This is a genomic window from Aeromicrobium sp. Root344, from assembly GCF_001425755.1.
GTDB lineage: Bacteria > Actinomycetota > Actinomycetes > Propionibacteriales > Nocardioidaceae > Aeromicrobium.
On sequence record NZ_LMDH01000001.1, the window covers coordinates 3756808 to 3780933 of the forward strand.

25 protein-coding genes are annotated in these 24126 nt (G+C 68.2%); 5 read left to right on the forward strand and 20 right to left on the reverse strand.

Annotated elements, in window-relative coordinates; genetic code table 11:
- Positions 1–20 precede the first annotated feature (20 nt).
- Together ASC61_RS18625 and ASC61_RS18630 are read left to right on the forward strand one after the other, a co-directional pair.
- Positions 21–2900, forward strand: a complete 2880-nt coding sequence (locus tag ASC61_RS18625) for an MMPL family transporter (protein ID WP_056214738.1) — start codon at positions 21–23, stop codon at positions 2898–2900.
- Entirely contained in the window at positions 2900–4855 is a 1956-nt protein-coding gene (locus ASC61_RS18630) for a YhgE/Pip domain-containing protein (RefSeq protein ID WP_056214740.1), read from the forward strand. Before ASC61_RS18625 ends, ASC61_RS18630 begins: the two co-directional genes overlap by 1 nt.
- 4 nt (positions 4856–4859) lie before the next feature.
- Here the strand turns inward: ASC61_RS18630 and ASC61_RS18635 are convergent, their stop codons facing one another.
- The 3 genes from ASC61_RS18635 to miaB form a co-directional block, all read right to left on the reverse strand.
- A complete protein-coding gene (locus tag ASC61_RS18635; protein ID WP_056214743.1) occupies positions 4860–5417 on the reverse strand; it encodes a DinB family protein in 558 nt (185 codons plus the stop codon).
- 76 nt (positions 5418–5493) lie between these two features.
- Positions 5494–7155, reverse strand: coding sequence for an alpha/beta hydrolase (locus ASC61_RS18640; protein WP_056214747.1), 1662 nt, complete (start codon positions 7153–7155; stop codon positions 5494–5496).
- Positions 7156–7307: 152 nt separating this feature from the next.
- Positions 7308–8771: a tRNA (N6-isopentenyl adenosine(37)-C2)-methylthiotransferase MiaB gene (gene miaB / locus ASC61_RS18645; RefSeq protein WP_056214750.1), complete on the reverse strand. Its 1464-nt coding sequence runs from the start codon at positions 8769–8771 to the stop codon at positions 7308–7310.
- A 98-nt stretch (positions 8772–8869) separates the two neighbouring features.
- Here miaB and ASC61_RS18650 point away from each other — a divergent pair, with 98 nt between their 5' ends.
- Positions 8870–9172, forward strand: coding sequence for a hypothetical protein (locus ASC61_RS18650; RefSeq protein ID WP_056214753.1), 303 nt, complete (start codon positions 8870–8872; stop codon positions 9170–9172).
- A gap of 13 nt (positions 9173–9185) precedes the next feature.
- Here ASC61_RS18650 and ASC61_RS18655 read toward each other — a convergent pair whose 3' ends face one another.
- From ASC61_RS18655 to ASC61_RS18675, 5 genes are all read right to left on the reverse strand, one after another.
- A complete protein-coding gene (locus tag ASC61_RS18655) occupies positions 9186–9908 on the reverse strand; it encodes a GAF and ANTAR domain-containing protein (RefSeq protein WP_056214756.1) in 723 nt (240 codons plus the stop codon).
- Positions 9909–9992: 84 nt separating this feature from the next.
- The gene (locus ASC61_RS18660) at positions 9993–10541 is read right to left on the reverse strand and encodes a hypothetical protein (RefSeq protein WP_056214758.1); all 549 of its coding nucleotides are present in this window, start codon (positions 10539–10541) and stop codon (positions 9993–9995) included.
- A 79-nt stretch (positions 10542–10620) separates the two neighbouring features.
- Complete coding sequence (locus ASC61_RS18665) at positions 10621–11667, reverse strand: esterase/lipase family protein (RefSeq protein WP_200935487.1); 1047 nt, start codon at positions 11665–11667, stop codon at positions 10621–10623.
- Positions 11668–11757: 90 nt separating this feature from the next.
- On the reverse strand, positions 11758–12216 hold the full coding sequence (locus ASC61_RS18670; protein ID WP_056214764.1) for a hotdog fold domain-containing protein: 459 nt from the start codon (positions 12214–12216) through the stop codon (positions 11758–11760).
- Between the two features lie 46 nt (positions 12217–12262).
- Positions 12263–13348, reverse strand: coding sequence for a WD40/YVTN/BNR-like repeat-containing protein (locus ASC61_RS18675; protein ID WP_056214766.1), 1086 nt, complete (start codon positions 13346–13348; stop codon positions 12263–12265).
- A 49-nt stretch (positions 13349–13397) separates the two neighbouring features.
- Here ASC61_RS18675 and ASC61_RS18680 point away from each other — a divergent pair, with 49 nt between their 5' ends.
- Both ASC61_RS18680 and ASC61_RS18685 read left to right on the forward strand, forming a co-directional pair.
- Positions 13398–13946 (forward strand): PadR family transcriptional regulator, encoded by a 549-nt coding sequence (locus ASC61_RS18680; protein ID WP_056214769.1) that lies wholly within the window; start codon positions 13398–13400, stop codon positions 13944–13946.
- A 2-nt stretch (positions 13947–13948) separates the two neighbouring features.
- On the forward strand, positions 13949–14362 hold the full coding sequence (locus tag ASC61_RS18685; RefSeq protein WP_056214772.1) for a VOC family protein: 414 nt from the start codon (positions 13949–13951) through the stop codon (positions 14360–14362).
- Positions 14363–14365: 3 nt separating this feature from the next.
- On the opposite strand, the gene ASC61_RS18690 is transcribed toward ASC61_RS18685, so the two are convergent.
- From ASC61_RS18690 to pgsA, 12 genes are all read right to left on the reverse strand, one after another.
- Entirely contained in the window at positions 14366–14893 is a 528-nt protein-coding gene (locus ASC61_RS18690; RefSeq protein ID WP_056214774.1) for a GNAT family N-acetyltransferase, read from the reverse strand.
- Between the two features lie 22 nt (positions 14894–14915).
- The gene (locus ASC61_RS18695) at positions 14916–15434 is read right to left on the reverse strand and encodes a regulatory protein RecX (protein WP_200935488.1); all 519 of its coding nucleotides are present in this window, start codon (positions 15432–15434) and stop codon (positions 14916–14918) included.
- A 63-nt stretch (positions 15435–15497) separates the two neighbouring features.
- Positions 15498–16574, reverse strand: coding sequence for a recombinase RecA (gene recA, locus ASC61_RS18700; RefSeq protein WP_056214777.1), 1077 nt, complete (start codon positions 16572–16574; stop codon positions 15498–15500).
- 178 nt (positions 16575–16752) lie between these two features.
- A complete protein-coding gene (locus ASC61_RS18705; RefSeq protein WP_056214780.1) occupies positions 16753–17817 on the reverse strand; it encodes a LacI family DNA-binding transcriptional regulator in 1065 nt (354 codons plus the stop codon).
- Positions 17814–19175 (reverse strand): GH1 family beta-glucosidase, encoded by a 1362-nt coding sequence (locus ASC61_RS18710; RefSeq protein ID WP_056214783.1) that lies wholly within the window; start codon positions 19173–19175, stop codon positions 17814–17816. The genes ASC61_RS18705 and ASC61_RS18710 overlap by 4 nt, the downstream gene beginning before the upstream one ends.
- Complete coding sequence (locus ASC61_RS18715) at positions 19172–19993, reverse strand: carbohydrate ABC transporter permease (RefSeq protein ID WP_056214786.1); 822 nt, start codon at positions 19991–19993, stop codon at positions 19172–19174. Before ASC61_RS18715 ends, ASC61_RS18710 begins: the two co-directional genes overlap by 4 nt.
- Position 19994: 1 nt before the next feature.
- Positions 19995–20906 (reverse strand): carbohydrate ABC transporter permease, encoded by a 912-nt coding sequence (locus ASC61_RS18720; protein WP_082530770.1) that lies wholly within the window; start codon positions 20904–20906, stop codon positions 19995–19997.
- Positions 20907–21035: 129 nt separating this feature from the next.
- Entirely contained in the window at positions 21036–22334 is a 1299-nt protein-coding gene (locus ASC61_RS18725; protein WP_056214790.1) for an extracellular solute-binding protein, read from the reverse strand.
- 141 nt (positions 22335–22475) lie between these two features.
- The gene (locus tag ASC61_RS18730; RefSeq protein WP_056214793.1) at positions 22476–22670 is read right to left on the reverse strand and encodes a DUF3046 domain-containing protein; all 195 of its coding nucleotides are present in this window, start codon (positions 22668–22670) and stop codon (positions 22476–22478) included.
- 3 nt (positions 22671–22673) lie between these two features.
- The gene (locus ASC61_RS18735; RefSeq protein ID WP_056214796.1) at positions 22674–22976 is read right to left on the reverse strand and encodes a helix-turn-helix domain-containing protein; all 303 of its coding nucleotides are present in this window, start codon (positions 22974–22976) and stop codon (positions 22674–22676) included.
- Positions 22977–23009: 33 nt separating this feature from the next.
- On the reverse strand, positions 23010–23498 hold the full coding sequence (locus ASC61_RS18740; protein ID WP_056214798.1) for a CinA family protein: 489 nt from the start codon (positions 23496–23498) through the stop codon (positions 23010–23012).
- Positions 23495–24118 (reverse strand): CDP-diacylglycerol--glycerol-3-phosphate 3-phosphatidyltransferase, encoded by a 624-nt coding sequence (gene pgsA / locus ASC61_RS18745; protein ID WP_056214801.1) that lies wholly within the window; start codon positions 24116–24118, stop codon positions 23495–23497. Before pgsA ends, ASC61_RS18740 begins: the two co-directional genes overlap by 4 nt.
- Between the last annotated feature and the right edge of the window lie 8 nt (positions 24119–24126).

The window sequence follows — 24126 nt, forward strand, 5'->3', positions numbered from 1 at the left end:
AAAAGCGTATCGTCGCAGGTGTGTCGACCTCCCTGTACGCCCTGGGCCGCTGGGCCTTCCGCCACCACCGCCGCGTGCTCGCCGGCTGGGTGGCGATCCTCGTCCTCGCCGGCGCCGCCGCGCTCGGCCTCGGCTCGGGCACGCAGAACTCGTTCGACATCCCGGGCACCGAGTCGCAGGACGCGATCGACTCCCTCGGGCGTACGTTCCCCGAGCTGAGCGGCGCGGGCGCCTACGTCGTGGTGGTGGCGCCCAAGGGTCGTACGGTCGACGACCAGCGCACCAAGGAGCTCGTCGGCGACGCCATCGCGGGCATGAAGAAGGTCGAAGGGGTCAGCGAGGTCGTCTCGCCCTACTCCGACCAGACGTCGATCGGCATCTCGAAGGACCGCACCGCCGCGCAGGTCCAGGTGCAGTTCGACCGGGAGCTGACCGCGGTCACCGACGAGGAGCGCTCAGAGCTCGTCGACACCGGCGATGCGCTGCGCGACGCCGGCTACACCGCGTCGTTCGGCGGCGACGTGTTCGCCAACACCGGGCCGCAGCTGTCGATCATCGAGGTCATCGGTGTCGTCATCGCGTTCATCGTGCTCTATCTGATGTTCCGTTCGCTGCGGGCGGCGGTCATCCCGATCGTCACGGCGCTCCTGGGCGTCCTCGTGACGAGCGCCCTGACGATCGCCGCGACAGGCTTCATGACGATCTCGGCGACCGCTCCCCTGCTGGCCCTGATGATCGGGCTGGCGGTCGGCATCGACTACGCGTTGTTCATCGTCTCGAGGCACCGCGAGCAGCTCGCCGAAGGACTCGACCCCGAGGAGGCAGCGGCGCGCTCCGTCGCCACGGCCGGCTCGGCCGTCGTGTTCGCCGGTCTGACGGTCATCATCGCCCTGCTCGGCCTCGCGATCGCCCGCATCCCTTTCCTCACCGTCATGGGCGTGATCGCCGCACTGTCGGTCGTGGTGGCCGTCGCCGTGGCCCTCACGGTGCTCCCGGCGTTGCTCGGCCGTGCGGGCGGCAAGCTCTCGCCCAGCGCCGCGCACCCGCCGGGAGGGTTCTCCCGCCGCTGGGTCGCGATCACGACCCGGTTTCCCCTGATCGCGATCTCGATCGTCGTGGTGGGCCTCGGCGTCATGGCGATCCCGTCCCACGCCCTCCAGCTCGCCCTGCCGGACAACGGCACCGCCCCGGCCGGCAGCACGCAGCGTCAGGCGTACGACCTGGTCGACCGGCACTTCGGCCCCGGCTACAACGGACCCCTGCTCGTCAGCGTCGACATCATCTCGACCACGGACCCGCTCGGCGTCGTCGACGACATCGAGGCCGACCTGCGCCGCATGCCCGGCGTGGCGGCGATCGGGCTGGCGACTCCGAACCGTACGGCCGACACCGGCATCATCCAGGTCATCCCGACGACCGGCGCCACCGATGAGCGCACCACCAACTTGGTCCGCGAGATCCGCGACCGCGAGCCGCAGTGGAAGAAGGAGCACGGCGTCGACGTCTCCGTCACGGGGCTGACCGCCGGTGGCATCGACGTCTCCGAACGCCTGCAGGCAGCGCTGCTGCCGTTCGGGCTGGTCGTGGTAGGCCTCTCGGTGCTGCTCCTGCTGATCGTGTTCCGCTCGCTCGTCGTGCCGCTCAAGGCGACGCTGGGCTTCATCCTGTCGACCGGGGCGTCGTTCGGTGCCGTGGTGGCGGTGTTCCAGTGGGGCTGGCTCGCCTCAGCGGTGCACCTGGAGCAGACCGGTCCGCTCATCAGCTTCCTGCCGATCATCCTGATGGCCGTGCTGTTCGGGCTGTCGATGGACTACGAGGTGTTCCTCATGTCCCGGATGAAGGAGGAGTACGTCCGCACGGACGACCCGCACCGCGCCATCGCCGACGGGTTCGTCGGCAGCTCGCGCGTCGTCACGGCGGCGGCGGTCATCATGCTTGCGGTGTTCGCGGCGTTCGTGCCCGAGGGCGATCCCAGCATCCGGCCGGTGGCGTTCGCGCTGGCGATCGGCGTGTTCGTCGACGCGTTCTTGATCCGCATGCTGTTCGCGCCCGCCGTGCTCGAGCTGTTCGGCCGCAGGTCGTGGACGCTGCCCGCCTGGCTCGACGCCCGGCTGCCGCACGTCGACGTCGAGGGCGAAGGGCTGCATCGCCGCGTGCAGCTCCAGGCGTGGCCACGGCCCGACTCGAGCGCTGCCATCACCGCCGCCGGCGTCACGGCCTCGGGCCCCGAGGGCACGATCTTCAACGACGTCTGGGTCGAGGTCGACACCGGCGACTGGCTCGTCGTGCACGGCCCGAGCGGCTCGGGCAAGACCGCGCTGCTCCTCACGCTCGCCGGCCGGATGGCGTTCGACTCCGGGCGTCTGCGCATCGCCGGTCACCTGCTGCCGCAGGAAGCTGCTGCCGTACGCCATGCCGTCGCGCTGGCCGAGCTCCTCGGGGTCAACGACCTCGAGGACAACCTGACGATCGACCAGCACATCGCGGAGCGACTCTCGATCCGGTCGTTCGGCCTCTGGGTCTCGCGCAACCGCATCACCCCCGTCCTCGCCGAGCTCAACCACGCCCTCCAACGCGCCCACGAGGAGGCCGGGCTCACGTACGACCCCGTGCCCGGCACGACGATCGTGTCGACGCTCACGCGGCTCGAGCGCAAGATGCTCGGCGTCGTGCTCGCACTGACCGAGGACCCGCAGATCGTGGTGGTCGACGACGTCGACGACCTGCGCGCCGCCGAGGACATCGAGCTGCTCTGGGCCGCACTGGCCTGGCTGCTCGAGGAACGTCGCGTCACGCTCGTCGCGAGCGTCCAGTCCGCCTCGTCCGCCCCCGAACCGACCAACCGGCTCCACCACCTGGAGCTGGACACCTCCCGCACCCTCCGCGAGTTGATGCTCTGATGATCCCCTCCCCGACCCTCCCCTGGTTCGAGCTCGCCCGGTTCCGCCGCAGCAAGCTGACCCGAGCCGCCGTCATCGCGGTGATGATGGTGCCGCTGTTCTACGGCGCGCTCTACGTCTGGGCCAACATCAACCCGACAGGCCACCTCGACCACGTACGCGCGGCGGTGGTCAACGAGGACAAGGTCGTCGAGATCACCGGACGGGACGGCAAGAAGCAGCCCGTGGCGGTCGGCCGGCAGCTCGCCGGCAACCTCGTCAGCAACGACGACAAGGACAACTACGACTGGGTGCTCACCGACGCCAAGGACGCCCAGCGCGGCTTGGCGAACGGTCACTACAAGGCCGTCCTGACGATCCCCGCGACCCTGTCGAAGGCGGCGACCTCGACCAGCGGTGACCCCGCTGAGGCCGTGCAGGGCAAGCTGGACCTCCGGACCAACGACGCGGTCAACTACATCAACGGCACGATCGCCCAGACGATCCTGCGGGCCGCCAAGGGCGCGCTCAACGCGCAGGTCACCGAGACCTATCTCGACAACGTCTACCTCAGCTTCTCCGACATCAAGATGGCCCTGTCCGACGCCGCCGACGGAGCCGGCAAGCTCTCCGACGGAGCCGGCAAGCTTGCGACCGGGGCCAGCGACCTCGCCGACGGCAACCGGCAGCTCGCCGACGGCGCGCGCCAGCTCGACTCCGGAGCCCGTCAGCTCTCTGGCGGCCTGTCCCAGCTCGACGCGCGGACGTCCGGGCTGCCGGGACAGACGCGGCAGCTCGCCGACGGCGCCCAGCAGGTGTCCGGCGGGGTCGCCCAGATCAACACGCTCGTGCAGGGCTTCGCCTCGCAGGTCAAGGGCTCGACTGATCAGCTCGTCAGCACCCTGCGCAACGCGGCCGCACAGTGCCGCGCGGCCGCTGAACCCGACCCGCCGTTGTGCGCACAGCTGGATGCTGCGGCCGATCGAGCCGGCGACCTCGCCTCGCAGGCGGACGGCTATGCCGGTCAGACCCAGAAGCTGGCCGACGGCGCGGCGCAGGTGGCCGCCGGCAACGCGAAGCTCGCCAACGCCGTGCCTCAGCTCGTCGAGGCGATCGGCAAGGCGTCCGGCGGTGCCAAGCAGCTGACGACGGGCACCTCACAGCTCAGTGACGGCGCATCGGACGCGGCCAAGGGAGCCGACCAGCTCTCGGGCGGTGCCGATCAGCTGTCAGCGGGTGCGCTCAAGCTGGTCAACGGGCTCGACGACGGCAGCAAGCAGGTGCCGGACTACGACAAGTCCGAGCGCGAGAAGCTCGCCCGCACGGCCGCCACACCGATCACGGACGCGCCCGAACGGGTCAACCCGGTCAAGAACTACGGCGAGGCCCTCGCGCCGTACTTCATGGCCCTCGCGCTGTGGGTCGGCGCGATGGCGATCTACCTGCTGCTCCGGCCGCTGTCGGCACGCGCCATCGCGTCGACGACCGGCAGCATCCGCACGGCCCTGGCCGGGTATGTGCCCGGCGTCGTGCTGTCGTTCGTGCAGGTCGTGCTGCTGCTCGCGGTGCTGCTGGGCGTGCTCCGGATCGACGCCGCCAATCCGGCGCTGCTGCTCGGCGTCGCGCTGGCCACCGGTGCGGTGTTCACCGCGATCAACCAGATGTTCGTCGCGCTGTTCGGGGGTGCCGGGCGGTTCGCCGCGCTGGTCTTCGTCTGCCTGCAGCTCACGGCGGCCGGCGGCACGTATCCCATCGAGACCGCTCCCCCGTTCTTCAACGTGCTGCACGGCCTGATGCCCATGACGTACGCCGTGCACGGCTTCCGCGCCGCCACGGCGGGCGGCGGGACCGGCGTGGCGACGGACTTCGTCGTGCTGGCGCTGATCACGGTGCTCGCCTTGTCGGTCACCGTGCTCGCGGCTCGACGGCGGCAGACCGTCACGATGACGAGGCTGCACCCCACCCTGCAGGTGTGAACCGTCAGCGGAACGCGTCGGCGGCGGCCTGGATGCGCTGCACGTAGGTCGACCAGTCCGTCTCGCTCGTCGCGGTGTCCGAGCCCGTGCGCCCGTCGATCAGCTCACGCACGATGTCGGCGTGACCACCGTGCTGTGCGGTGTCGGTCAGGACCCACACGAGCAGGTAGCCGAGGGTGGTGTCAGGCGACGGCCAGTGCGGCACGCGCGCAGGTGCCTCGATGTCGAGCGCCTCGATCGTCGCGTCGCTGTGCGCGCAGGCCCGGTGGTAGAGGCCGAGGATGTAGGCACTCGACTCGTCGGCCGTGGCCCACATGTCGGCGCCTTGCCACACCGTGCCGTCCTCGTTCCAGGGCAGGATGTCCGGCGGTGGCCGGTCGAACGAGTCGCCGAAGTAGACGTGCTCGACGCCGACCAGGTGCTTGATCATCCCGAGCAGGTTGGTGCCGGTCGGCGACATGGGCCGGCGCATGTCGTACTCGCTGAGGCCGTCGACCTTGGCCAGCATCCCCGCTCGGCTCGCCTTGAGCTTGGCGTGCAGGTCGTGCTTGATCCCCGTCATGTGCCCCATCCTGCCCCCGGCCTACGACAACGGGCCGCCCCGAGTGCTCGGGACGGCCCATCGTCATGCGTACGACCTAGGGCCGCAGCATGTGGGTGTTGGCCTTGATCAGCAGCTTGCTGATCTGCGACTGCGGTGCTGCCTGCTTGGCGGCCGTCTCCGGTGTGGGGGTCGGCAGTGCCTTGCAGTACTTGTCCGCGTGGTTGCCCGACGTGCGCCTCGGACGTACGCCCGTGAGCAGGTAGTCCGCGATCGTGTTGTCCACGCACGCGTTGCCGTTGAGCGAGTTGGCGTGGGTCGTGCCACTCGTCACGGCCACCAGGCTCGCCTTGGCGAAGCGCTTGCGGACCTCGAGGCTGCCCGGGTAGGGCGTCGCCGCGTCGAGCGTCTCCTCGATCATCAGCATGCTCTTGACGCCGAGGTCCTTGATCCGCATCGGCACGTGCGCCGGGGCGGGCCAGTGACGGCAGCTCTCGTTGTACCAGGCGTTGGACCACGTCTCGTAGGGCGCGATCGCGTTGATCGCCGAGTTGTCCTTGTACCAGGTCGTCCACGACGTCGGCCAGGCCACGTCGGTGCACTGGACACCGAGGTAGACCGCGTAACCGTTGTCGTCGCCGTAGCCGGTGGCGTCGAGGAACGCGCCGTCGAGAGCGTCCACGTCGTTGTTGTTGATGAACGACGAGAACACGTCAGCCAGGTCGGTCCACGTCGACTGGTAGTAGCCCGCGTAGAGGAACGCGTCGGTCCACTCGGCACCGCCGAGCTTCTTGTCGGACGGTCCGACCGGGTTGGCGTAGAGGGCGTCCCGGGTCTTGTAGAAGAGGTTCTTGACGCCGGTCTTGGTCGTGCCGAGGTGATAGGCGTCGTCGTGCTTGGCGATCCAGGCGAACCAGATGTTGATGTTGCGGTCGAACGCCACGTCCTGGTCCAGGTTGTCGCCGTACCAGACACCGCGCGGGTCAACCGTGCCGTCGAAGACGACCCGGCGCAGCTGGTTGGGGAACATCGAGGCGTACACCTGACCGAGGTAGGTGCCGTAGGAGAAGCCGTAGTAGTTCATCTGGCTCCGGCCCAGGCGCTGCCGGATGCGGTTCATGTCCTTGGCGACGTCCTTGGTCGTCATGTGACGCAGGATGCCGGCGCTGTTGTTGGCCGCGCAGTCCGTCGTGTACTTGTTCGTGATCGACGGCCACGGGTCGGAGATGTTGTAGGTGCTCGTGCTGGGCACGTAGTTGGGGCGGTTGTAGCCCGCACCGGGGTAGGTGGGGTTGCACGACACGGCAGGCTCACTCGAGCCGACACCACGGGGATCGAAGCCGATCCAGTCGTAGGCACCGCCGACGTCCTTGCCGTGACGGTCGGGCACGTACTTGCCGAGGACCGAGAGACCGAGACCCGAACCGCCGGGACCGCCGGGGTTGACCAGCATGATGCCTTGGTACTGGCTCGCCGGCACGGTGTGCTTGACGCGGGAGATCGCGATCTTGATCTGGGTGCCACTGGGCTTGGACCAGTCGAGCGGAACCGAGATCTTGGCGCACTCGGCGCCCGCGTTCTTGAGCGACGTGCTCGAGCACGCGCCCCAGGAGACCGGAATGGTCGAGGCTGCTGTGGCCACCGAAGCGGTCTTGGCCGTGGCCACCGAAGCGGTCTTGGCCTGTGCCACCGTCGGCACCGCGAGCGTCAGCACGGTCAGCGAGATCGCCGCAGCCGTACAGAGCAGGGTCTTGCGCATGTAAACCCCCGATAAAGGAAGTCTGCTCGGTCGAGCAGAAGTTTTCCCATCCTGCTCTCGATCGTTGTCGGGCGCAACGGTCTGTACGTGTCGATTGTGAGTCGGTTCGATGACCTTGTCCACAGCCGATCCCAGCCAGCGACTGCCTGGGGTCAGATCGCGCATGCCTCGGCGGGCGGCAGCGGGGCCGGGACGCCGAGCGTTGGCATGCCGAGACCCACCGATCGAACCTCGGTCCTGCCCTGACGCGACTCCCATGCATCGCCCGCGGGCGTACGCCTGAAGGAGATCGGGACGTCGTCGCTCACCAGGTGGTGCGGCGCGGCGTAGGTGATGCGGACCTCGACCATGTCGCCGGGCCGCACGGCATGGTCTCCCGGCACGAAGTGGACCAAGCGGTTGTCGCGGGCCCGGCCGGTGAGGCGATGTGTGGCGCCGTCCTTCTTGCCTTCGTGGTCGGCGACGAGCAGCTCGACGACCTGGCCCTCCTGCTTGCGCGCCTCGTCCCACGCGACCTCGTTGACGACCTCGATGAGCCGGTCGTAGCGCTCCTGCACGACCGCCTTGGGCAGCTGGTCGGGCAGGTCCGCGGCCGGCGTGCCGGGGCGCTGCGAGTACTGGAACGTGAACGCGCTGGTGAACCGCGCCTTGCGCACGACCTCCATCGTCTGGAGGAAGTCCTCCTCCGTCTCACCCGGGAAGCCCACGATGATGTCGGTCGTGATCGCGGGGTCCGGCATCGCCGCACGTACGCGATCGATGATGCCCAGGAACTTCTCCTGGCGGTACGACCGACGCATCGCCTTGAGCACGCGGTCGGAGCCCGACTGCAGCGGCATGTGCAGCTGCGGCATGACGTTGGGCGTCTCGGCCATCGCGGCGATGACGTCGTCGGTGAAGTCCTTGGGGTGCGGGCTCGTGAAACGTACGCGCTCGAGTCCCTCGATCTCGCCGCACGCTCGCAGGAGCTTGCCGAACGCCTGCCGGTCGCCGAACTCCACGCCGTACGAGTTGACGTTCTGGCCCAGCAGCGTCACCTCGACGACGCCGTCGGCGACGAGCGCCTCGATCTCGGCGAGGATCTCGCCGGGGCGGCGGTCCTTCTCCTTGCCGCGCAGGCTCGGGACGATGCAGAACGTGCACGTGTTGTTGCAGCCGACGCTGATCGACACCCAGGCGGCGAACACCGAGTCGCGCTTGGTGGGCAACGTCGACGGGAACACCTCGAGCGACTCGAGGATCTCGACCTGCGACTCCTCGGCGATGCGGGCCCGCTCGAGCAGCACCGGCAGCGAACCGATGTTGTGCGTGCCGAAGACGACGTCGACGTACGGAGCGCGCTTCGTGATGGTGTCGCGGTCCTTCTGCGCCAGGCAGCCGCCGACGGCGATCTGCATGCCGGGGTTCTGCTCCTTGACCGACGCGATGTGGCCGAGGTTGCCGTAGAGCTTGTTGTCGGCGTTCTCGCGCACGGCGCAGGTGTTGAACACGACCAGGTCAGGCGTGCCCTCCTCGGCCTTGGCATAACCGGCCGTCTCCAGCAGTCCCGACAGCCGCTCGCTGTCGTGGACGTTCATCTGGCAGCCGTACGTGCGCACTTCATAGGTCTTCGTCATGACTGGTCAATCGTACGTGGAGGGCGGTTTGGGGTGGGTCTCGCCGGGTAGTCCTCACGGCGAGCTATCCGCTCACCTCGCCCGATGAGAGGGAGACCATGGCCAGCAACGAACCGCTCGATCCGCAGCGCCGTTCCGACGACGGAGACACCCGCGATCTCGGAGACCTGCGTGTCTCCACCGGCTCGCAGTCGGCGTACCTCACGATCGAGATGATCCTCTACGTCCTCGCGGTGCTCGGCGTCTTCATCACCTCGGCGATCATCGACGAGGACGGCCCCGGGCCTGGCTTCAGCGCTGCGCAGGCGTGGTTCTACGTCACGCTGCTGACCGTCGGATTCCTCGTCAGCCGCGGGCTCGCCAAGATCAACTGGCGCGGAGGCAACAACCGCACGTTCTGACCCGCCTGGCCGCTCAGGCCGGAGTCGGCACGACGTCGTTCGCACCGCCTGCGTCAGCCGGAGGCAGTACACGTGTCTCGACGAGCTGGTGGCACAGCGCCTTGAGCTTGATGTTGTGGTGCTGGGAGTAGCGGCGCAGCGTCGCGAAGGCGCGATCGGCGTCGATCTCGAAGCGTTCCATCAGCACGCCTTGCGCCTGGCCGATGACCGTTCGTGTCTCCAGCGCCTCGCGCAGGCCCTCCTCGCTCCGGGCGTAGCCCAACGCCAACGCGCCCTGGCGCGCGAACAAGGCCACCAGCGCGATGTCCTCGGGACTGAACGTCGCTTCCGACGTGCCGTAGAGATTGAGCGCGCCGATGCGTCGGCCCCGGGCATGCAGCTCGGCCGACAGGACACTGTTGAACCCCAGGGCGCTCGCCTTCGGGCCCCACTCGGGCCACCGTTCGTCGGTCGCGAGGTACGACGACACCACGATCTTGGAGTCCGCCGCGGCGTCGACGCAGGGACCCTGCCGCAGCTCGTACTGGATCCGGTCGGCCTCGATCACCGACTGATGAGTGGCTCCCACCGTGGAGTACGCCCGTCCGCCCGACTTCACGAGCGTGATGCCGCCGTAGGCCGTGTCGATCGCCTCGACCGCGAAGGCCACGATCTGGTCGACGGTCTCGGTGACACCTTCGATGTCGGCCAAGGACTCGGCGAGGCTGGCGAACACGCGCGGATCGTCGATCGGCATGCTGCACCTCCGTCAGGCGCGCCGCGACTGCAGTGCCCCCTCGCAGCATAGGGCCGCGCGGGGGCACTGGCAGAGGAACGCGAGCTAGCCGGTGATTCGCTGCACGAGGCCCTTGTGGACCTCCGACGGGCGCTCCTGCTCGCCGGCAAATGCGCTGATGACGACCAGGGCCCCGGTCACCGCGGGCACGGCCCACTGGAGCAGGCGGAGCTGACGCTGGGCGGCCGCCACCTCAGGCGGTGTCGCCGCCGCTGGCTGGGTGCCGGACTCCGCCGGTACGCGGGTCTGCTCGGACACCTTGCGACCGAGGACTCGGCTGTATGCCGTGACGCCCAGCGCTCCGGCGGTCAGGGCGGTCTTGAGCAGCGCCATGGAGGCGACGCCCTTCTGGGCGTGCAGGCGGCCCATGTTGCCCTGGATCTGGCCGATGCTGCCGACGACGTGCGCGCCGATAGCCGCAGCGTTGACCGGAGTCCAACGGTCCCAGCCCACGTTCGCCACGGCTCCGGTGTCGGAGTCTCCGTGCGCGGCCGAGGCGGCCGGGTTGAGCGCCACAGCGTTGGCCAGCGTGCCGCCGAACCAAGCGGCCAGTCCAAGGTCGTGCAGTGAGCGGGATACGGTGTCGCGGGTCATCGATGCTCCTCAGATCGGGACCCACTACATACCCGCAGTACGTCGGCGCCAAACCCGAGCGCGATGCCGATCGTGGGGACTAGCAGCCGGTTGCGTAGACGTAGCAGCGCAGCTTGGGCTCGGCCGGCACGGGCTTGACGCCGACGAGGCTGACGTACGGCAGCGGCACGCTGCCCAGGCCCGGCGCTGCGGCCAGCACCTTGAGGTACATCTGCACGTTCAGCGGGTCCACCCCCGGCTGGTAGAGCTGCAGGCACACCGAGCGGCTGATCCGCGAGACCTTCGCCGGCCCGGCATGGTTGAGCGCGTCCATCGCCAGGGCGTACGCGGTGGCGTCGATCGTGCCGACCAACAGGTGCTCGTAGAGATCCAGCGGACAGATGTCCTGGGTCGCGACGTTGCTGATCGCCCCCTCGCCCGTGCGCAGGGCCGACGACGCCGTCGCGTTGGTGCTGTTGGGCTGCACGACCTCGTCGGTACGCGTGTAGATCTGGGTGTAGGAGATGCCCTTGAACGTCTCGGCCCGGCTGTTGAGCGCCTTGACGAACTCCGCGTCGTCCTGCTGCTGCCAGACCGCCGGCAGGCACGTGGTCACCCGGACGATGCACGTCGGCAGCACGGTCGTGCCGTGATTCGACGGGGCCATCCCGATGATGTCATCGACCTTCGACCGGGTGTCGGGCCAGAAGCGCAACGCCCACCGCATCGACATGCCGCCCTGGCTGTGGCCCATCACGGCGATGTCACGCGTCGACTTCGCCCGCATCGTGCGGATCGCGTAGACGAGGTACTCCCCCGCGACCTGGATGTCGCCGAGCGTGTGGGCGGGCATGTTGATGGCACACCACGGTCGCCCCTGGGCCGTGAACGCCCGCTCGTAGTTCCACGAGAAGTTCTCCTCGACCGTGACCCCGGTGGCCGGGTTGAGCAGCACCGGCTGCAGCGGGGAGTGGGCGAAGTCGCCCCGGCACTGGAGCGCCGCCTTGAGCGTCGCGGCCGCCACGGTCAGCTTGGGTCCCGGCCGGTCCACCGGGGCGTACGGCGTAGCCGCCGTCGCGGGTGCACTGACGCTGCCGGCGGCGATGGCCACGGCGCACATGATGGTGGCGATGATCGTACGGCGCATCGTCGACTCTCCCTCGTAGGTCGGAAGATCCAACGAGCGCGTGTGACGGCCGTTACGTTCTGCGCATCCTCGGCTGCCAGGCGCGGGGTTCTAGCGCTTCGGGGTCACCCAGAGGTGGATCGTGCCTTCGACCGTCACGGTGCCGTCGCTCGTGACGGCCTTGACCTTGATGGGGACATCGGGGCCGCCCGCCCAGTCGGCCGCGGTGCTCTCCGCGGTGCAGGTCAGCGCCGTCGTCGACTTGGCGAGATAGCTGACCTCCATGCCCTTGGGCAGCCAGCGCATGTCGGGCGGGCAGGTCGCCTCGGCGAGGAGGCCCATGGCCGCCTCGAGACCGTTGCACGCCGCGATCGCGTGGATCGTGCCGATGTGGTTCTTGACCGAGCGGCGCTTGGGGATCTTGACCTGACCCAGGTGCGGCTTCATCTCCTGCACCTCGAGGTGGATCGAGGAGAAGTAGGGCGCCTTCTGGCCATAGGCGATCGAGAACAGTCGCTTGCCCTGAGGCAGCGCCGCGAACTTCTTGTACAGGTCGAATGTCGAAGGCATGCCCCGAGGTTACCAGTGAGTAACGTGGGTTGACGCGGTACGAGTCTCAGATCACGGCGGCGCGTACGCAGAGCACGTCGGGAAGGTTGTTGCGGATCTCGGCCCACGTGCCGCCCTCGTCGTTGCTGGCCCAGATCGCACCGTGCCGCGTGCCGAGGTAGAGGCCCAGCGGGTCCGCCTGGTCCGACACGAAGGCGTCGCGCAGCACGGCGGTGTGCGCCTCGGCAGGGAGCCCTGGTCCGGTCTCCTGCCACGTCTCGCCGGCGTCGTCGGACCGCCACACGGCGGGCTTGCCCGAGGGCGGGAACCGCTCGATGTCGGCGACGAGTGGGAACACGAAGACCGTGCCCGGACGATGCGGATGGGCGACGATCGGGAAGCCGAAGTCGGCGGGCAGTCCATCGGCGATCGAGTGCCAGGAGCGGCCGGCATCGTCGGAGCGGAAGACACCGCCGTGGTTCTGGGCATAGAGCCGGTCGGGGTCGCCCGCGTCGATCGCCACCTTGTGGACGCATTGGCCGTACTCCGGCGTCTCTCCGGGGATGAACTCGGCTCCGATCCCGCGGTTGTAGGGGGTCCAGCTCACTCCACCGTCCTCGGTGCGATAGACGCCCCCGGTCGACATCGCGACCGTCACGACGTCGGGATCCGTCGGATGCGGCACGACCGTGTGGATCGCCTGACCCCCTCCTCCGGGCTGCCAGGTCGGCCGGTGCGGGTGGTCCCAGAGGCTGCGCACGATCTCGAACGTCTCGCCGCGGTCGGTCGACCGGAACAACGCGGACGGCTCGGTGCCCGCATAGATCAGGTCGTCCTGGCCCTCTGGCGCCGGACGCAGCTGCCACACGCGTTCGAGTGCAGCGCCGGTGCCCTCGGGGAACCTGACAGCACCGCCCTTGGTCTCGTCCCACGTACGACCCAGGTCGTCCGAACGGAACACCTGAGGCCCCCAGTGCGGACTCGTCGCACCCGCCAGCAGGCGTGGCGCGCCGCCTCGGGTGTCGATGGCGGCCGAGTAGATCTCCTCCATGGGGAACAGCGGCTTGTCCCACGACCACGACGATCGGTCTGCGTCGGAACGGCCGATGAAGAGTCCCTTGCGGGTTCCTGCCAGCAGGACCGTGTCGGACATCTCGTTCCGCCTCCCTACATGTTCCTAATTGGAACAGTACGCTAGATCTGTGACCAGCAGCCTGTCAACGACGTCGTACGCCCTGCTGGGCCTGCTGGTCTTCGACAGCGAGACGTCGGAGAACGGTCTGACCGGCTATGAGCTGAAGCAGCGCGCCGATCGCACGCTGCGGTTCTACTGGGTCTCCCCCGCGATGAGCCAGATCTACACCGAGCTCGAGCGGCTCAGCCGCCACGACTTCGTGGGCGCCACCGATGACACCACTGGGAAGCGCACCACGCGTCGCTTCCGGATCACCGCCGCGGGCCGCGAGGCACTCACCACCTGGCTGCACACCTCGGAGCACGAGTTCCCCAACCTCAAGCACCCCATCGCGCTGCGGCTCATGCTGGGCAGCCTGATGGGACCAGGAGAGGTCGAGGCCATGCTCGACGGATACGTCACGGCTGTCGCGAACCGGCGCAAGGAGCTCGAGGCGGTGCGCGAGATGCTCGGAGACAGGGAGGCGGTCGCCTATCCGGCCCGAGTCGCCGATTGGGGCCTCGCCTACTACGACGCCGAGATCGAGATCGTCGAGAAGCTCCGCCGTACGCTTTGACCATGGGCTTCTCACGCACGGTCCCCGCGCTGCCGGTGCGTGACATGCCTGCGGCCATCGCGTTCTACGAGACGCGCTTCGGCTTCGACGTCGTTCACTCCGACGAGGGATTCGCCAAGCTCGAACGCGACGACGCCCAGGTGCACCTGTGGCTCGCCGGCGACACCGACTGGCGGGCCAGGCCCGACCTCGTCGAGCGCCCGATCGTCAGCGGTGCGGAGGACTTCCTCGCCGGCACGGCGAGCTGCCGGATCGACGTGGACTCGGCCGACGACGTGTTCGCCGAGATGCGGGCCGCCGGCGTCCTGCACCGCACCCACGGAGACGGTGCGAAGACCACCACGTGGCGGACGCGGGAGGTCGACACGCTCGACCTCGACGGCAACCTGCTGACGTTCGTGGAGCGCCTGGCCTAGCGGCTATTCGAACAGTGTGCGCGGGGCCGTGCAGACGATCTCCGGATAGTTGACCGACTCGGGCTGGATCCACAGCCCCGGCACGAAGCCGCACTTCTCGAGGACGCGGATGGACCGCTTGTTGCGCACGTCGGGACTTGCGACGAACCTCGGCGCCTCCGGATAGTCCCGGCACAGCACGTCGCGGCAGTAGGCCTCGATCATGCGCGTCCCAATCCCCCGATCGACGAGATCAGGCTCGCCGATGAGGTAGTCGAAGGCGATCGCCTCGAGATCCTGCACACGGACGGCGTAGTCGTCATAGGCCTTGACCGGATAGTCCTGCACGTAGCCGATTCGCCGTCCGTCGAGCTCGACGATCCACATGCGGGTGGCGCTGGTGCCGTCCAGCTCGTTGGCATAGATCCGACGGGCACCGTCGACCGTCCGTGGCTCGTCCCAGAACCACGGCTGGGCGTGCTCAGCCGACATCCACCGCACAAGGTCAGAGAGGTCGGCGTCGACGAGGCGCCGGAACTCGAACCCACCCATGGCTCAGAGCGTAGGAACTGGCCTACATGCTGTCGAGGGCTTGCGCCTCGGCGCCGAGCTCCTGCCGCACGACGTCGAACGCCATCTGCGGCGAATAGCCCTTGCGGGCCAGCATGCCGGTGAGCCGACGAATCTTGGTGGTGTCGTCGAACCGCGCCATCGACCGGAGCTTGGTCTGGACCAACCGATGCGCGGCCTGGACCTCCGCCTCGGGGTCGATCTCGGACAGGACCTCCTTGGAGATCTCGTCGTCGACGCCCTTGCGGCGCAGCTCCATCGCGAGTGCTCGCGACGACAATCCCTTGCCGCGCTGTCGGGCCTGCACCCAGGAGCGGGCGAACTCCTCGTCATCGATCAGGCCGGCGACCTCGAACTTGTCGAGCGTGGCCTCGACGACCCCCTCAGGCACCTGCTTCTTGGCAAGTGCCTGAGCGAGGTCGCTTCGGCTGTGCGCCCGTTCGCTGAGCTTGCGCACCACGATCTCCTTGGCGAAGCTCGTGAGCTCCTCCGGGGACATCTCCTCGACCGGTGTGCGCGGCATGGTTGCCTCTCTGAGCCTGGGGGTCCCCCCACGAGCTCTGCGAGTAGGGGAGCGAAGTATGGCTCAGAACTCGATGTCGGTCGGGGGCTCCTCGACGACCTCGAGCGCAGGCTTGTCGGCCTGGGCGCCGATGCCGTGGTGCTCCATGATCCGCTTCTCGAGCTCGTCGGCCAGGTCAGGGTTGTCGCGCAGGAACTGGCGAGCCTTCTCCTTGCCCTGCCCGAGCTGGTCACCCTCATAGGTGAACCAGGCGCCGGCCTTGCGGACGAAGCCCGCCTCGACACCGACGTCGATCAGGCTGCCCTCACGGCTGATGCCCTGGCCGTACATGATGTCGAACTCGGCCTGCTTGAACGGCGGGGCGAGCTTGTTCTTGACGACCTTGATGCGGGTGCGGTTGCCGACCATGTCGGTGCCGTCCTTGAGCGTCTCGATGCGCCGCACGTCCATGCGCACCGAGGCGTAGAACTTGAGGGCCTTGCCGCCGGTCGTGGTCTCGGGCGAGCCGAACATGACGCCGATCTTCTCGCGGAGCTGGTTGATGAAGATCGCGGTCGTGCCCGAGCCGTTGATGGCGCCGGTCATCTTGCGGAGCGCCTGGCTCATGAGGCGCGCCTGCAGACCCACGTGGCTGTCGCCCATCTCGCCGTCGATCTCGGCACGGGGCACGAGCGCGGCCACCGAGTCGATCACGATGATGTCGAGCGCACCGGAGCGGATCAGCATGTCGGCGATCTCGAGCGCCTGCTCACCGCTGTCGGGCTGGGAGATCAGGAGCGCGTCGGTGTCGACGCCGAGCCGCTTGGCGTACTCCGGATCGAGCGCGTGCTCGGCATCGATGAAGGCAGCGACCCCGCCGGCCTTCTGGGCGTTGGCCACCGCGTGGAGGGCGACCGTCGTCTTGCCCGAGGACTCCGGGCCATAGATCTCGACGACGCGGCCGCGAGGCAGACCGCCGATGCCGAGGGCGATGTCGAGCGTGGTGGCGCCAGTGGGAATGACCTCGATCGGGGCGCGGGCCTGGTCGCCCAGCCGCATGACGGCACCCTTGCCGTGGGCACGGTCGATCTGGGCCATTGCGTTCTCGAGGGACTTGTCCCTGTCCTTTGCGGTGGCGAGGGAACTGTTGGGCTGTGCCATGGTGGGCTTCCGTTTCTGCTCGTGGGCGGCGGGTCATCGACGACGTTAGAAGGACCCTCAGACATATGTGGGCCTCGTCGACCCGTCTGTGGATGTCGTCCTTCGAACGTCCAACCTGTGCACGAGATTACCCGAACGTCTGTTCGATGCCACGCAGCGACACGCCGCAAAAACGCAACTACGTGCAGCACTCCTCGGGGACCGTGGGCGGGAGTCCCACGACCGTGCTCTCGCGGACGATCAGCTCGATCGGCAGGATCTCGGTCTCGACGGTCTGGTCAGCCGCCTCGATGTGCCGCAACAGCATCTCGGCCATCCCACGGCCCAGCTCCACCAGCGGCTGGCGCACTGTCGACAGGGGCGGCTCGGTCGTCTCCGACGCCTTCGTGCCGTCGAACCCGATCACGCCGACGTCCTCCGGCACGCGCCGGTCGTGGTCGCGCAACGCACGCATCGCGCCCATCGCCATCAGGTCACTGGCCGCGAACACGCCGTCGATGTCGGGGCGTCTCGCGAGCAGCTCCTCCATGCCGGTGCGGCCGCTCAGCTCGCTGAAGCTGCCCTCGACGACGAGCTCGTCGTCGTACGGCAACCCCGCGTCGCGCAGTGCGGCGGCATAGCCTTCGAGGCGGTCACGGCCGGACGCCATGGCCCGCGGTCCCGAGATCGTGGCGATCGTACGACGGCCGGTCTTGATCAGGTGGTTCACGGCCTGGCGTGCGCCGTCGACGTTGTCCACGTCGACGAACGAACCGGCCCAGTGCGCCGACCGGCCACCCAGCACGACCGGCAGCCGTCGCGCGTCGAGGTCGACCGGGAACGCCTCGTCGTCGTGCAACGACAGGAGCAGCACTCCGTCGACGTGCTGCCGCGTGAGGTAGCTGCCGAGTCGCTGCGCCTGGTCGTTGGTGTGCACCAGCGACAGCACCAGCTGCCTCGACGCATCGTTGAGCGCCGCGGAGATCCCCCGCACGACGCCTGCGAAGAACGGCTCGCCGAAGATGCGCTCCTCGGACTCGGCGATGACGAGCGCCACCGTCCCCGTGCGCCGGGTGACGAGGGTGCGCGCTGCCTGGTTGGGGACGTAGCCGAGCTCCTCGACGGCCTTCATGACCACTTCGCGGGTGCGGGCGCTGACCTGCGGCGACCCGTTGATGACGCGCGAAGCCGTGCCGCGGCCCACCCCCGCCCGGGCCGCGACCTGCTCGAGGGTCGGTTGTCCCCCCTCGCTGTCGAGGCTCATGTTCCTAGTGTCGCTGTTCTGTGGCGCTTGATGACGTCGGCGTACCAATGGGCGCTGTCCTTGGGCGTACGCTTCTGCGTCTCGTAGTCGACGTGCACGATGCCGAAGCGCTTGGCGTAGCCCTCGGACCACTCGTAGTTGTCGAGCAGCGACCAGGCGAAGTAGCCACGGATGTCGACCCCGTGCTGGCGCAGTGTCGCGAGCGAGGCGAGGTGAGACTCGAGGAACTCGATCCGGTTGTCGTCGTGCACCACACCGTCGACAGCCACGTCGTCGAACGCGGCGCCGTTCTCGGTGAGGTAGACCGGGATGGCCGGGTAGTCGCGCTGCACCTGGCTCAGGATGTCGACCAGCCCCTGCGGATCGATGTCCCAGCCGGTGTCGGTGGTCTCGAGCCCGTTGTTGAGGTGGAACCTCACGTCCGCGCTGCCGGGCCACAGGCCGGCACCGACGACGTGCCGCGTGTAGTAGTTGACGCCGAGGAAGTCGAGCGGCTGCGCGATGACCCCGGTGTCGCCCTCGAGGATGAATGCGGCATCGGTGACGGCCGACATGTCGTGCAGCACGTCCTTGGGGTAGCTGCCCTTGAGCAGCGGGTCGAGGAACCAGCGGTTCATCAGCCCGTCGATGCGTCGCACGGCGTCGTCGTGGCGGCCCGAGTCGTCAAGCGGTGTGACCGGATAGAGGTTGACGGTGCAGCCGACCTCGGCATCCGGCACGATCTCGCGCAGTCGCTGCACCGCGAGCCCGTGACCGAGCATCAGGTGGTGCGACGCTGCGACGGCGTCAGCCGGATCCGTACGCCCGGGGGCGTGGATGCCGCTCGCGTACCCCAGGAACGCCGCACACCACGGCTCGTTGAGGGTGATCCAGTGCTTGACCCGGTCGCCGAGAGCCTCGGCGATGATCGCGGTGTAGTCGGCGAACCGCTCGGCGGTGTCGCGCACGGGCCAGCCGCCGGCCTGCTCCAGCACCTCCGGCAGGTCCCAGTGGTAGAGCGTCGTCCAGGGCGTGATGCCCTTGGCCAGCAGCCCGTCGACCAACCGGTCGTAGAACGCGATGCCGGGTGCGTTGCCCGTGCCGATCCCGTCGGGCTGGACCCGGGGCCACGCCACCGAGAACCGGTACGCGTTGAGGCCGAGGTCCGACATCAGCTCGATGTCCTCCGCGTAGCGGTGGTAGTGGTCGACCGCGACCGCACCGGTGTCGCCCTTGTCGACGCGTCCGGGCGTCGCCGCGAACGTGTCCCAGATGGACGGCGTGCGGCCGTCCTCGTCGACGGCGCCCTCGATCTGGTAGGACGACGTCGCCGCGCCCCAGAGGAAGTCGGCGGGGAATGCCGAGAGGTCGAGAGTCATGCCTTGAGTCCACCTTCCATGATGCCGCCGATGATCTGGCGACCGAACACGATGAAGACCACGACCAGCGGCAGGGTGCCCACGAGGGTGCCCGCCATGATCAGGGATTGGTCGGAGTAGTAGCCGCTCGACAGGCGCGAGAGCGCCACCTGCACCGTGGGGTGCTCGGCGTCGAGCGTGAGGAACGGCCAGAGGAAGTCGTTCCAGCGCTCCATGAAGGTCAGGAGACCCAGCACGGCAGCGGCAGGCCTGAGCGCCGGGAACACGATGCTGAAGAAGATCCGGAACGTCGACGCGCCGTCGACGCGGGCCGCCTCGATCATCTCGTCGGGAATCGCCTGCTCGGCGAACTGCCGCATCATGAACACGCCGAAGCCGGCCACGACGAACGGCAGCGTCACCGACTCGAGCCCACCGCTCAGGCCCAGCTTCGTCATCAGCATGTAGAGCGGGATCAGACCCAGCTGGACCGGCACCATCATCGTGCCGATGACGAACAGCAGCATCGCGTTGCGGCCGCGGAACTTGAGCTTCGCGAAGGCGAAGCCCGCCAGCGACGAGGTGAGCACGACGCAGACGGTGGCGACCAGCGCGACGATCAGGCTGTTGAGGAGCGCCTGGCCGAACAGCACGTCCGGGTTGTCGAACACCCGGTTGACGTTGGACGACAGCTTGCCGCCGACCCAGAACGGCGGTGGCAGCGACACGATCTCGTTGTTGGTCCGCGAAGCCATGACGAGCATGAAGTAGATCGGGCCGGCCGAGAAGATGAGCGTGGCGATCAGCCCGACGTAGAGCAGCGGGTTCTTGGTCTTCATGTCACTCCACCGACTTGATGCGACGCAGGAGCGCCACGTTGATCACCGCGAAGACCGCGATGATGAGGAACAGGACCCACGCGACCGTGGAGGCGTACCCGAAGCGTTGCCCCGTGAAGGCCTGCTGCACGAGGTACATCGCCACGGTCTGGTACTGGCTGCTGTTGCCGCCAGAGATCGCGTTGACGCCGGAGCCGAACAGCAACGGCTCGGTGAACAGCTGGATACCGCCGATCGTGGCGACGATCGAGACGAAGATGATGGTCGGCCGGAGCATCGGCACCGTGATCGACCAGAACTGGCGCCACGCCGACGCCCCGTCGATCCGCGCCGCCTCGTAGAGCTCCTTGGGCACCGACTGCAGCGAGGCCAGCAGGATCAGGGCGTTGTAGCCGGTCCAGCGCCAGTCGACCATGACGGAGATCGCGATCCAGGACGACCAGCGGTGGCCCTGCCAGTCGATCGGGTTCACGCCCAGGTGACCGAGCCCCCAGTTCACGACGCCGTAGTCCCTGGAGAAGATCAGCCCGAAGATGATGCCGACCGCGGCCACGGACGTCACGTTGGGCAGGAGCACGCCCATGCGCCAGAACGTCCTGGCCCGCAGCCTGGCGTTCAACACCTGCGCCAGCACCGTGGCCAGGATCAGCTGGGGAATCGTGGCCAGCAGGAAGATCCCGACCGTGTTGGTCAGCGCTCGCCAGAAGTCCGAGTCGTGGAAGAGCTCGCGGTAGTTGGCGAACCCGACGTAGCCCTGGTCGCCGGCCAGCAGGCTCCAGTCGTGCAAGGAGACCCACGCGGTGTAGAGCAGCGGGAAGAGTCCGAATATCGCGAAGACGATGAAGAAGGGTGACACGAATGCGTACGGGGCGACGCGGGCCTCGGTCTTGGCGAACCGATCGCGGATCCTCAAGTGAGCTCTCCTGGTGGGTCCGGTGCCTGCGCCCGCTGGAGGACAGGCGCAAGCACCGGAGACATGGGTCGTACGGGTTGGTCGTGCTCAGCCGGCGCCTCGCCTCGCGGGCGAGGCGCCGGCCGGAGCCTACTTGGCAGCCTTCTCTGCGGCCTTCACAGCCGCGGGCCAACCCTTCGACTCGGAGCGATCGCCGCTCTCCACACTGCGGAGGACGTTCTCGAACGCGTCGCGCACCGGGACGTTCTTGGCGCCGAGGTAGACCGGCTTCAGGTTCCGCGCGCCGGCCACGAACAGCTGACCGATCGGTGCGTTGTTGAAGTACGGGTTCTTGGCGTCCTTGAGCTCCGGCGTGTCGTAGAGGGCAGGCAGGGACGGCAGTCGACCCTCGCTCTTGAAGGCACCCATCTGGCCCTCTTCACTCGCCAGGAACTTGATCAGCTCGAGGGCTTCCTTCTGGTGCTTGCTGGACTTCGGCACCGCGAGCCACGAACCGCCCCAGTTGCCGCCACCGCCGGGCACCGTGGCGATGTCCCACTTGCCGGTGAAGTTGTCGCCGGCCTGGCCCTTGATGTAGCCGGTCATCCACGCGGGGCACGCAATGGTCGCGAACGAGCCGTTCTTGAAGCCGGCGTTCCACTCCTTGGTGAAGGCCTGCACCTTGGCGGTGAGCTTGGCGTCGATCATCTTGTTGGCCAGGTCCCACGCGTTCTTGACCGCCGGGTTGGAGTCGACCACCAGCTTGTTGTCGCGGTCGAAGTAGGTCTCGTCGCCGCCCTGCATCAGGATCGAGTTGTAGACGTTGGTCGCTGCGTCGATGAAGTGGATCTTGTCGTCCTTGATCCCGGTGGTGAACTTCTCGCCGGTCGCGATGAAGTCGTCCCACGTCGGCCACAGCTTGGCGACCTCGTCGCGATCGGTGGGCAGGCCCGCCTTCTCGAACAGGTCGCGGCGGTAGCACATCGCGAGTCCGCCGACGTCCGTGCCGAGTCCGATCGTCGTCTTGCCGTCGGCGCTCGTCGTCGCGTTGGCGACGTACGGCAGGTAGGCGTCCTTGAGCTTGTCGTAGCCGTGGTCCTGGAGGTTGACGAACTTGTCGGCGGCCTGCAGGAAGTTGACCGTCTGGCCCTCCTCGATCGCGACGACGTCGCCGGCCGACGCGTTGGCCGCGATCTGCTGGCTGAGCTTGGTGTTGTACTTGCCGAGGTCACCTTCGGCGGTCTCCACGATCTTGACGCCCGGGTGGTCGGCCTCGAACTGCTTGTAGAGGTCCTTGTAGCCGAACTGACCGAACAGGTTGACCCGCAGGGTCACGTCCTTCCCGCCCGAGCCTTCGCTGTCGGATCCGGATCCTCCGCAGCCGGCGGCGAGCACGCCCACCACGAGGGCTGAGGCCGCGGCGGCGGCGATGCGCTGTGTGCGATTCACGTCGTACCTTCCTCCGGCTCCCTCGGTGGGAGCGCTTCCATGGGAGTATGAGGTAGGTCACAAGGCGAAGTCAATGGATTTTTGGGAGCGTTCCCAAATTTGTTGTCCGAAATGACAAAATGGGCGGGCAGCCGCCGCGGGTCAGCGCTCCGACGCGGGGAGCTGCAGGTTGGCGTGGACCGCGCGCCACACGGTCTTGGGGCTCTCGCCCTGGTCGAGCGCCTCGCTCGCGGTGCGTCCGTCGAGCTCACGCATGACGTGGCTGTCGGCCCACACGCGGGCGTAGCCGTGACCGAACTGCTGCTCCATCCGGAGCCAGAACTCGCTGTGCTTCAACGCTCAGGCGGCCGAGGCCGAGACGTCACCGGGCGTGATCGACGAGATGCTCGCGATCTGGGCCTCGGCGGCCTCCTCGACCTCGAGGAGCGAGCTGACGTCGAGCAGCACCTTGGACAGTGGCACCTCGAGCGCGGCGGCGAGAGCAGCGAGCAGCTCGGAGCTGGCTTCCTTCTGGCCGCGCTCCACCTCGGAGATGTAGCCGAGGCTGACCCGGGCCTTGCCCGAGACGTCACGCAACGTGAGGCCCTGGGACATGCGGCGCGCGCGGAGCACCTCGCCGACGAGCTGACGCATCGCGGTCATCGGGTCCCTCCGTCCTGGCGTGCCATATGTGGTTCAACCCCGATCGGATCGGGATTCTTCCCCCAGCCTAGCGACCAGCCATGACAACAGCGTATCGACCGTGTCTCGCCGGATCGTGTCGCGGTCCCCCGCCAGCTCGAGCCGCCTCGTCCAGGCACCGCCCGGTGCCGCGATGCCGATGTGCACGGTGCCGGCCGGCCGGCCCTCAGCGGGTCCGGGTCCTGCGACACCGGTGGTCGACAGCCCATAGGTCGCGCCGAGTCGCTCTCGGGCGCCGACCGCCATCTGGAGTGCAACCTCCGGCGTCACGGTGCCGTGCTCGGCGATCAGGCCGGCGTCGACGCCGAGGAGCTCGGTCTTGAGCTCGGGCGCGTACGCCACCACACCGCCACGGACGACGTCGGAGGCGCCGCTGACGCTGACGAGCGTCGCGCAGAGCAGACCACCCGTGAGCGACTCCGCCATCGCGACCGTCGCGTTCGCCGACCTCAGCGCGTCGACGACGTCGGCCGCCAGCGTCACTGCCCCGCCGCGGCCTTGGACTCGCGCCGCAGCGTCCTGGCATCGCGTACGTACTGGACTGCCGTGGTCAGGGTGATCACCAGGGCCGCGGCCATCACGATGTTGGTCACCCAGATCATGATGTCGCTCGGGGTGTCCTTCCAGTCGCTCGGCGCGTTGTTCCACAGGTCGAACGGCAGGAGGTAGCCACCGATCGCCGCGGCTTGCAGGACGGTCTTGATCTTGCCGCCCTGACCGGCCGGCATGACGCCGTGCTTCTTGACGACGAAGCGCATCAGCGTGATGCCCCACTCGCGCACCAGGATGATGATCGCGACGGGCCAGAAGATCGGGTGGATGATCGAGATGCCGACGAAGGCCATGCCGGTCAGCGCCTTGTCGGCGATGGGGTCGGCGAGCTTGCCGAAGTTGGTGACGAGGTTGTGCTTGCGGGCCAGGTCGCCGTCGATCTTGTCCGTGACCATCAGCAGGCCGAACGTGACCCACGCGGCGATGCGGTAGTCGACGGACTCCCCGCCGTCCTTGAGCAACAGCCAGCCGAAGACCGGGACGCCGAGGATGCGCAGCACCGTCAGGGCGTTCGCGATGTTCAGGTTGCTCGGCTCTTGTGCCGCGGCCATGAGTCCCT

Coding starts and splice junctions, on each gene's coding strand:
- ASC61_RS18690 (WP_056214774.1), bottom strand. CDS start 14,893: ATGGGTGGGTTCGAGTTCCGGCGCCTCGTCGACGCCGACCTCTCTGAC.
- ASC61_RS18715 (WP_056214786.1), bottom strand. CDS start 19,993: ATGAAGACCAAGAACCCGCTGCTCTACGTCGGGCTGATCGCCACGCTC.
- recA (WP_056214777.1), bottom strand. CDS start 16,574: ATGGCACAGCCCAACAGTTCCCTCGCCACCGCAAAGGACAGGGACAAG.
- ASC61_RS18665 (WP_200935487.1), bottom strand. CDS start 11,667: ATGCGCCGTACGATCATCGCCACCATCATGTGCGCCGTGGCCATCGCC.
- ASC61_RS18630 (WP_056214740.1), top strand. CDS start 2,900: ATGATCCCCTCCCCGACCCTCCCCTGGTTCGAGCTCGCCCGGTTCCGC.
- ASC61_RS18650 (WP_056214753.1), top strand. CDS start 8,870: ATGGCCAGCAACGAACCGCTCGATCCGCAGCGCCGTTCCGACGACGGA.
- ASC61_RS18705 (WP_056214780.1), bottom strand. CDS start 17,817: ATGAGCCTCGACAGCGAGGGGGGACAACCGACCCTCGAGCAGGTCGCG.
- ASC61_RS18675 (WP_056214766.1), bottom strand. CDS start 13,348: ATGTCCGACACGGTCCTGCTGGCAGGAACCCGCAAGGGACTCTTCATC.
- ASC61_RS18710 (WP_056214783.1), bottom strand. CDS start 19,175: ATGACTCTCGACCTCTCGGCATTCCCCGCCGACTTCCTCTGGGGCGCG.
- ASC61_RS18670 (WP_056214764.1), bottom strand. CDS start 12,216: ATGCCTTCGACATTCGACCTGTACAAGAAGTTCGCGGCGCTGCCTCAG.
- ASC61_RS18655 (WP_056214756.1), bottom strand. CDS start 9,908: ATGCCGATCGACGATCCGCGCGTGTTCGCCAGCCTCGCCGAGTCCTTG.
- ASC61_RS18735 (WP_056214796.1), bottom strand. CDS start 22,976: ATGACCGCGATGCGTCAGCTCGTCGGCGAGGTGCTCCGCGCGCGCCGC.
- ASC61_RS18660 (WP_056214758.1), bottom strand. CDS start 10,541: ATGACCCGCGACACCGTATCCCGCTCACTGCACGACCTTGGACTGGCC.
- ASC61_RS18635 (WP_056214743.1), bottom strand. CDS start 5,417: ATGACGGGGATCAAGCACGACCTGCACGCCAAGCTCAAGGCGAGCCGA.
- pgsA (WP_056214801.1), bottom strand. CDS start 24,118: ATGGCCGCGGCACAAGAGCCGAGCAACCTGAACATCGCGAACGCCCTG.
- ASC61_RS18685 (WP_056214772.1), top strand. CDS start 13,949: ATGGGCTTCTCACGCACGGTCCCCGCGCTGCCGGTGCGTGACATGCCT.
- miaB (WP_056214750.1), bottom strand. CDS start 8,771: ATGACGAAGACCTATGAAGTGCGCACGTACGGCTGCCAGATGAACGTC.
- ASC61_RS18695 (WP_200935488.1), bottom strand. CDS start 15,434: ATGCCGCGCACACCGGTCGAGGAGATGTCCCCGGAGGAGCTCACGAGC.
- ASC61_RS18640 (WP_056214747.1), bottom strand. CDS start 7,155: ATGCGCAAGACCCTGCTCTGTACGGCTGCGGCGATCTCGCTGACCGTG.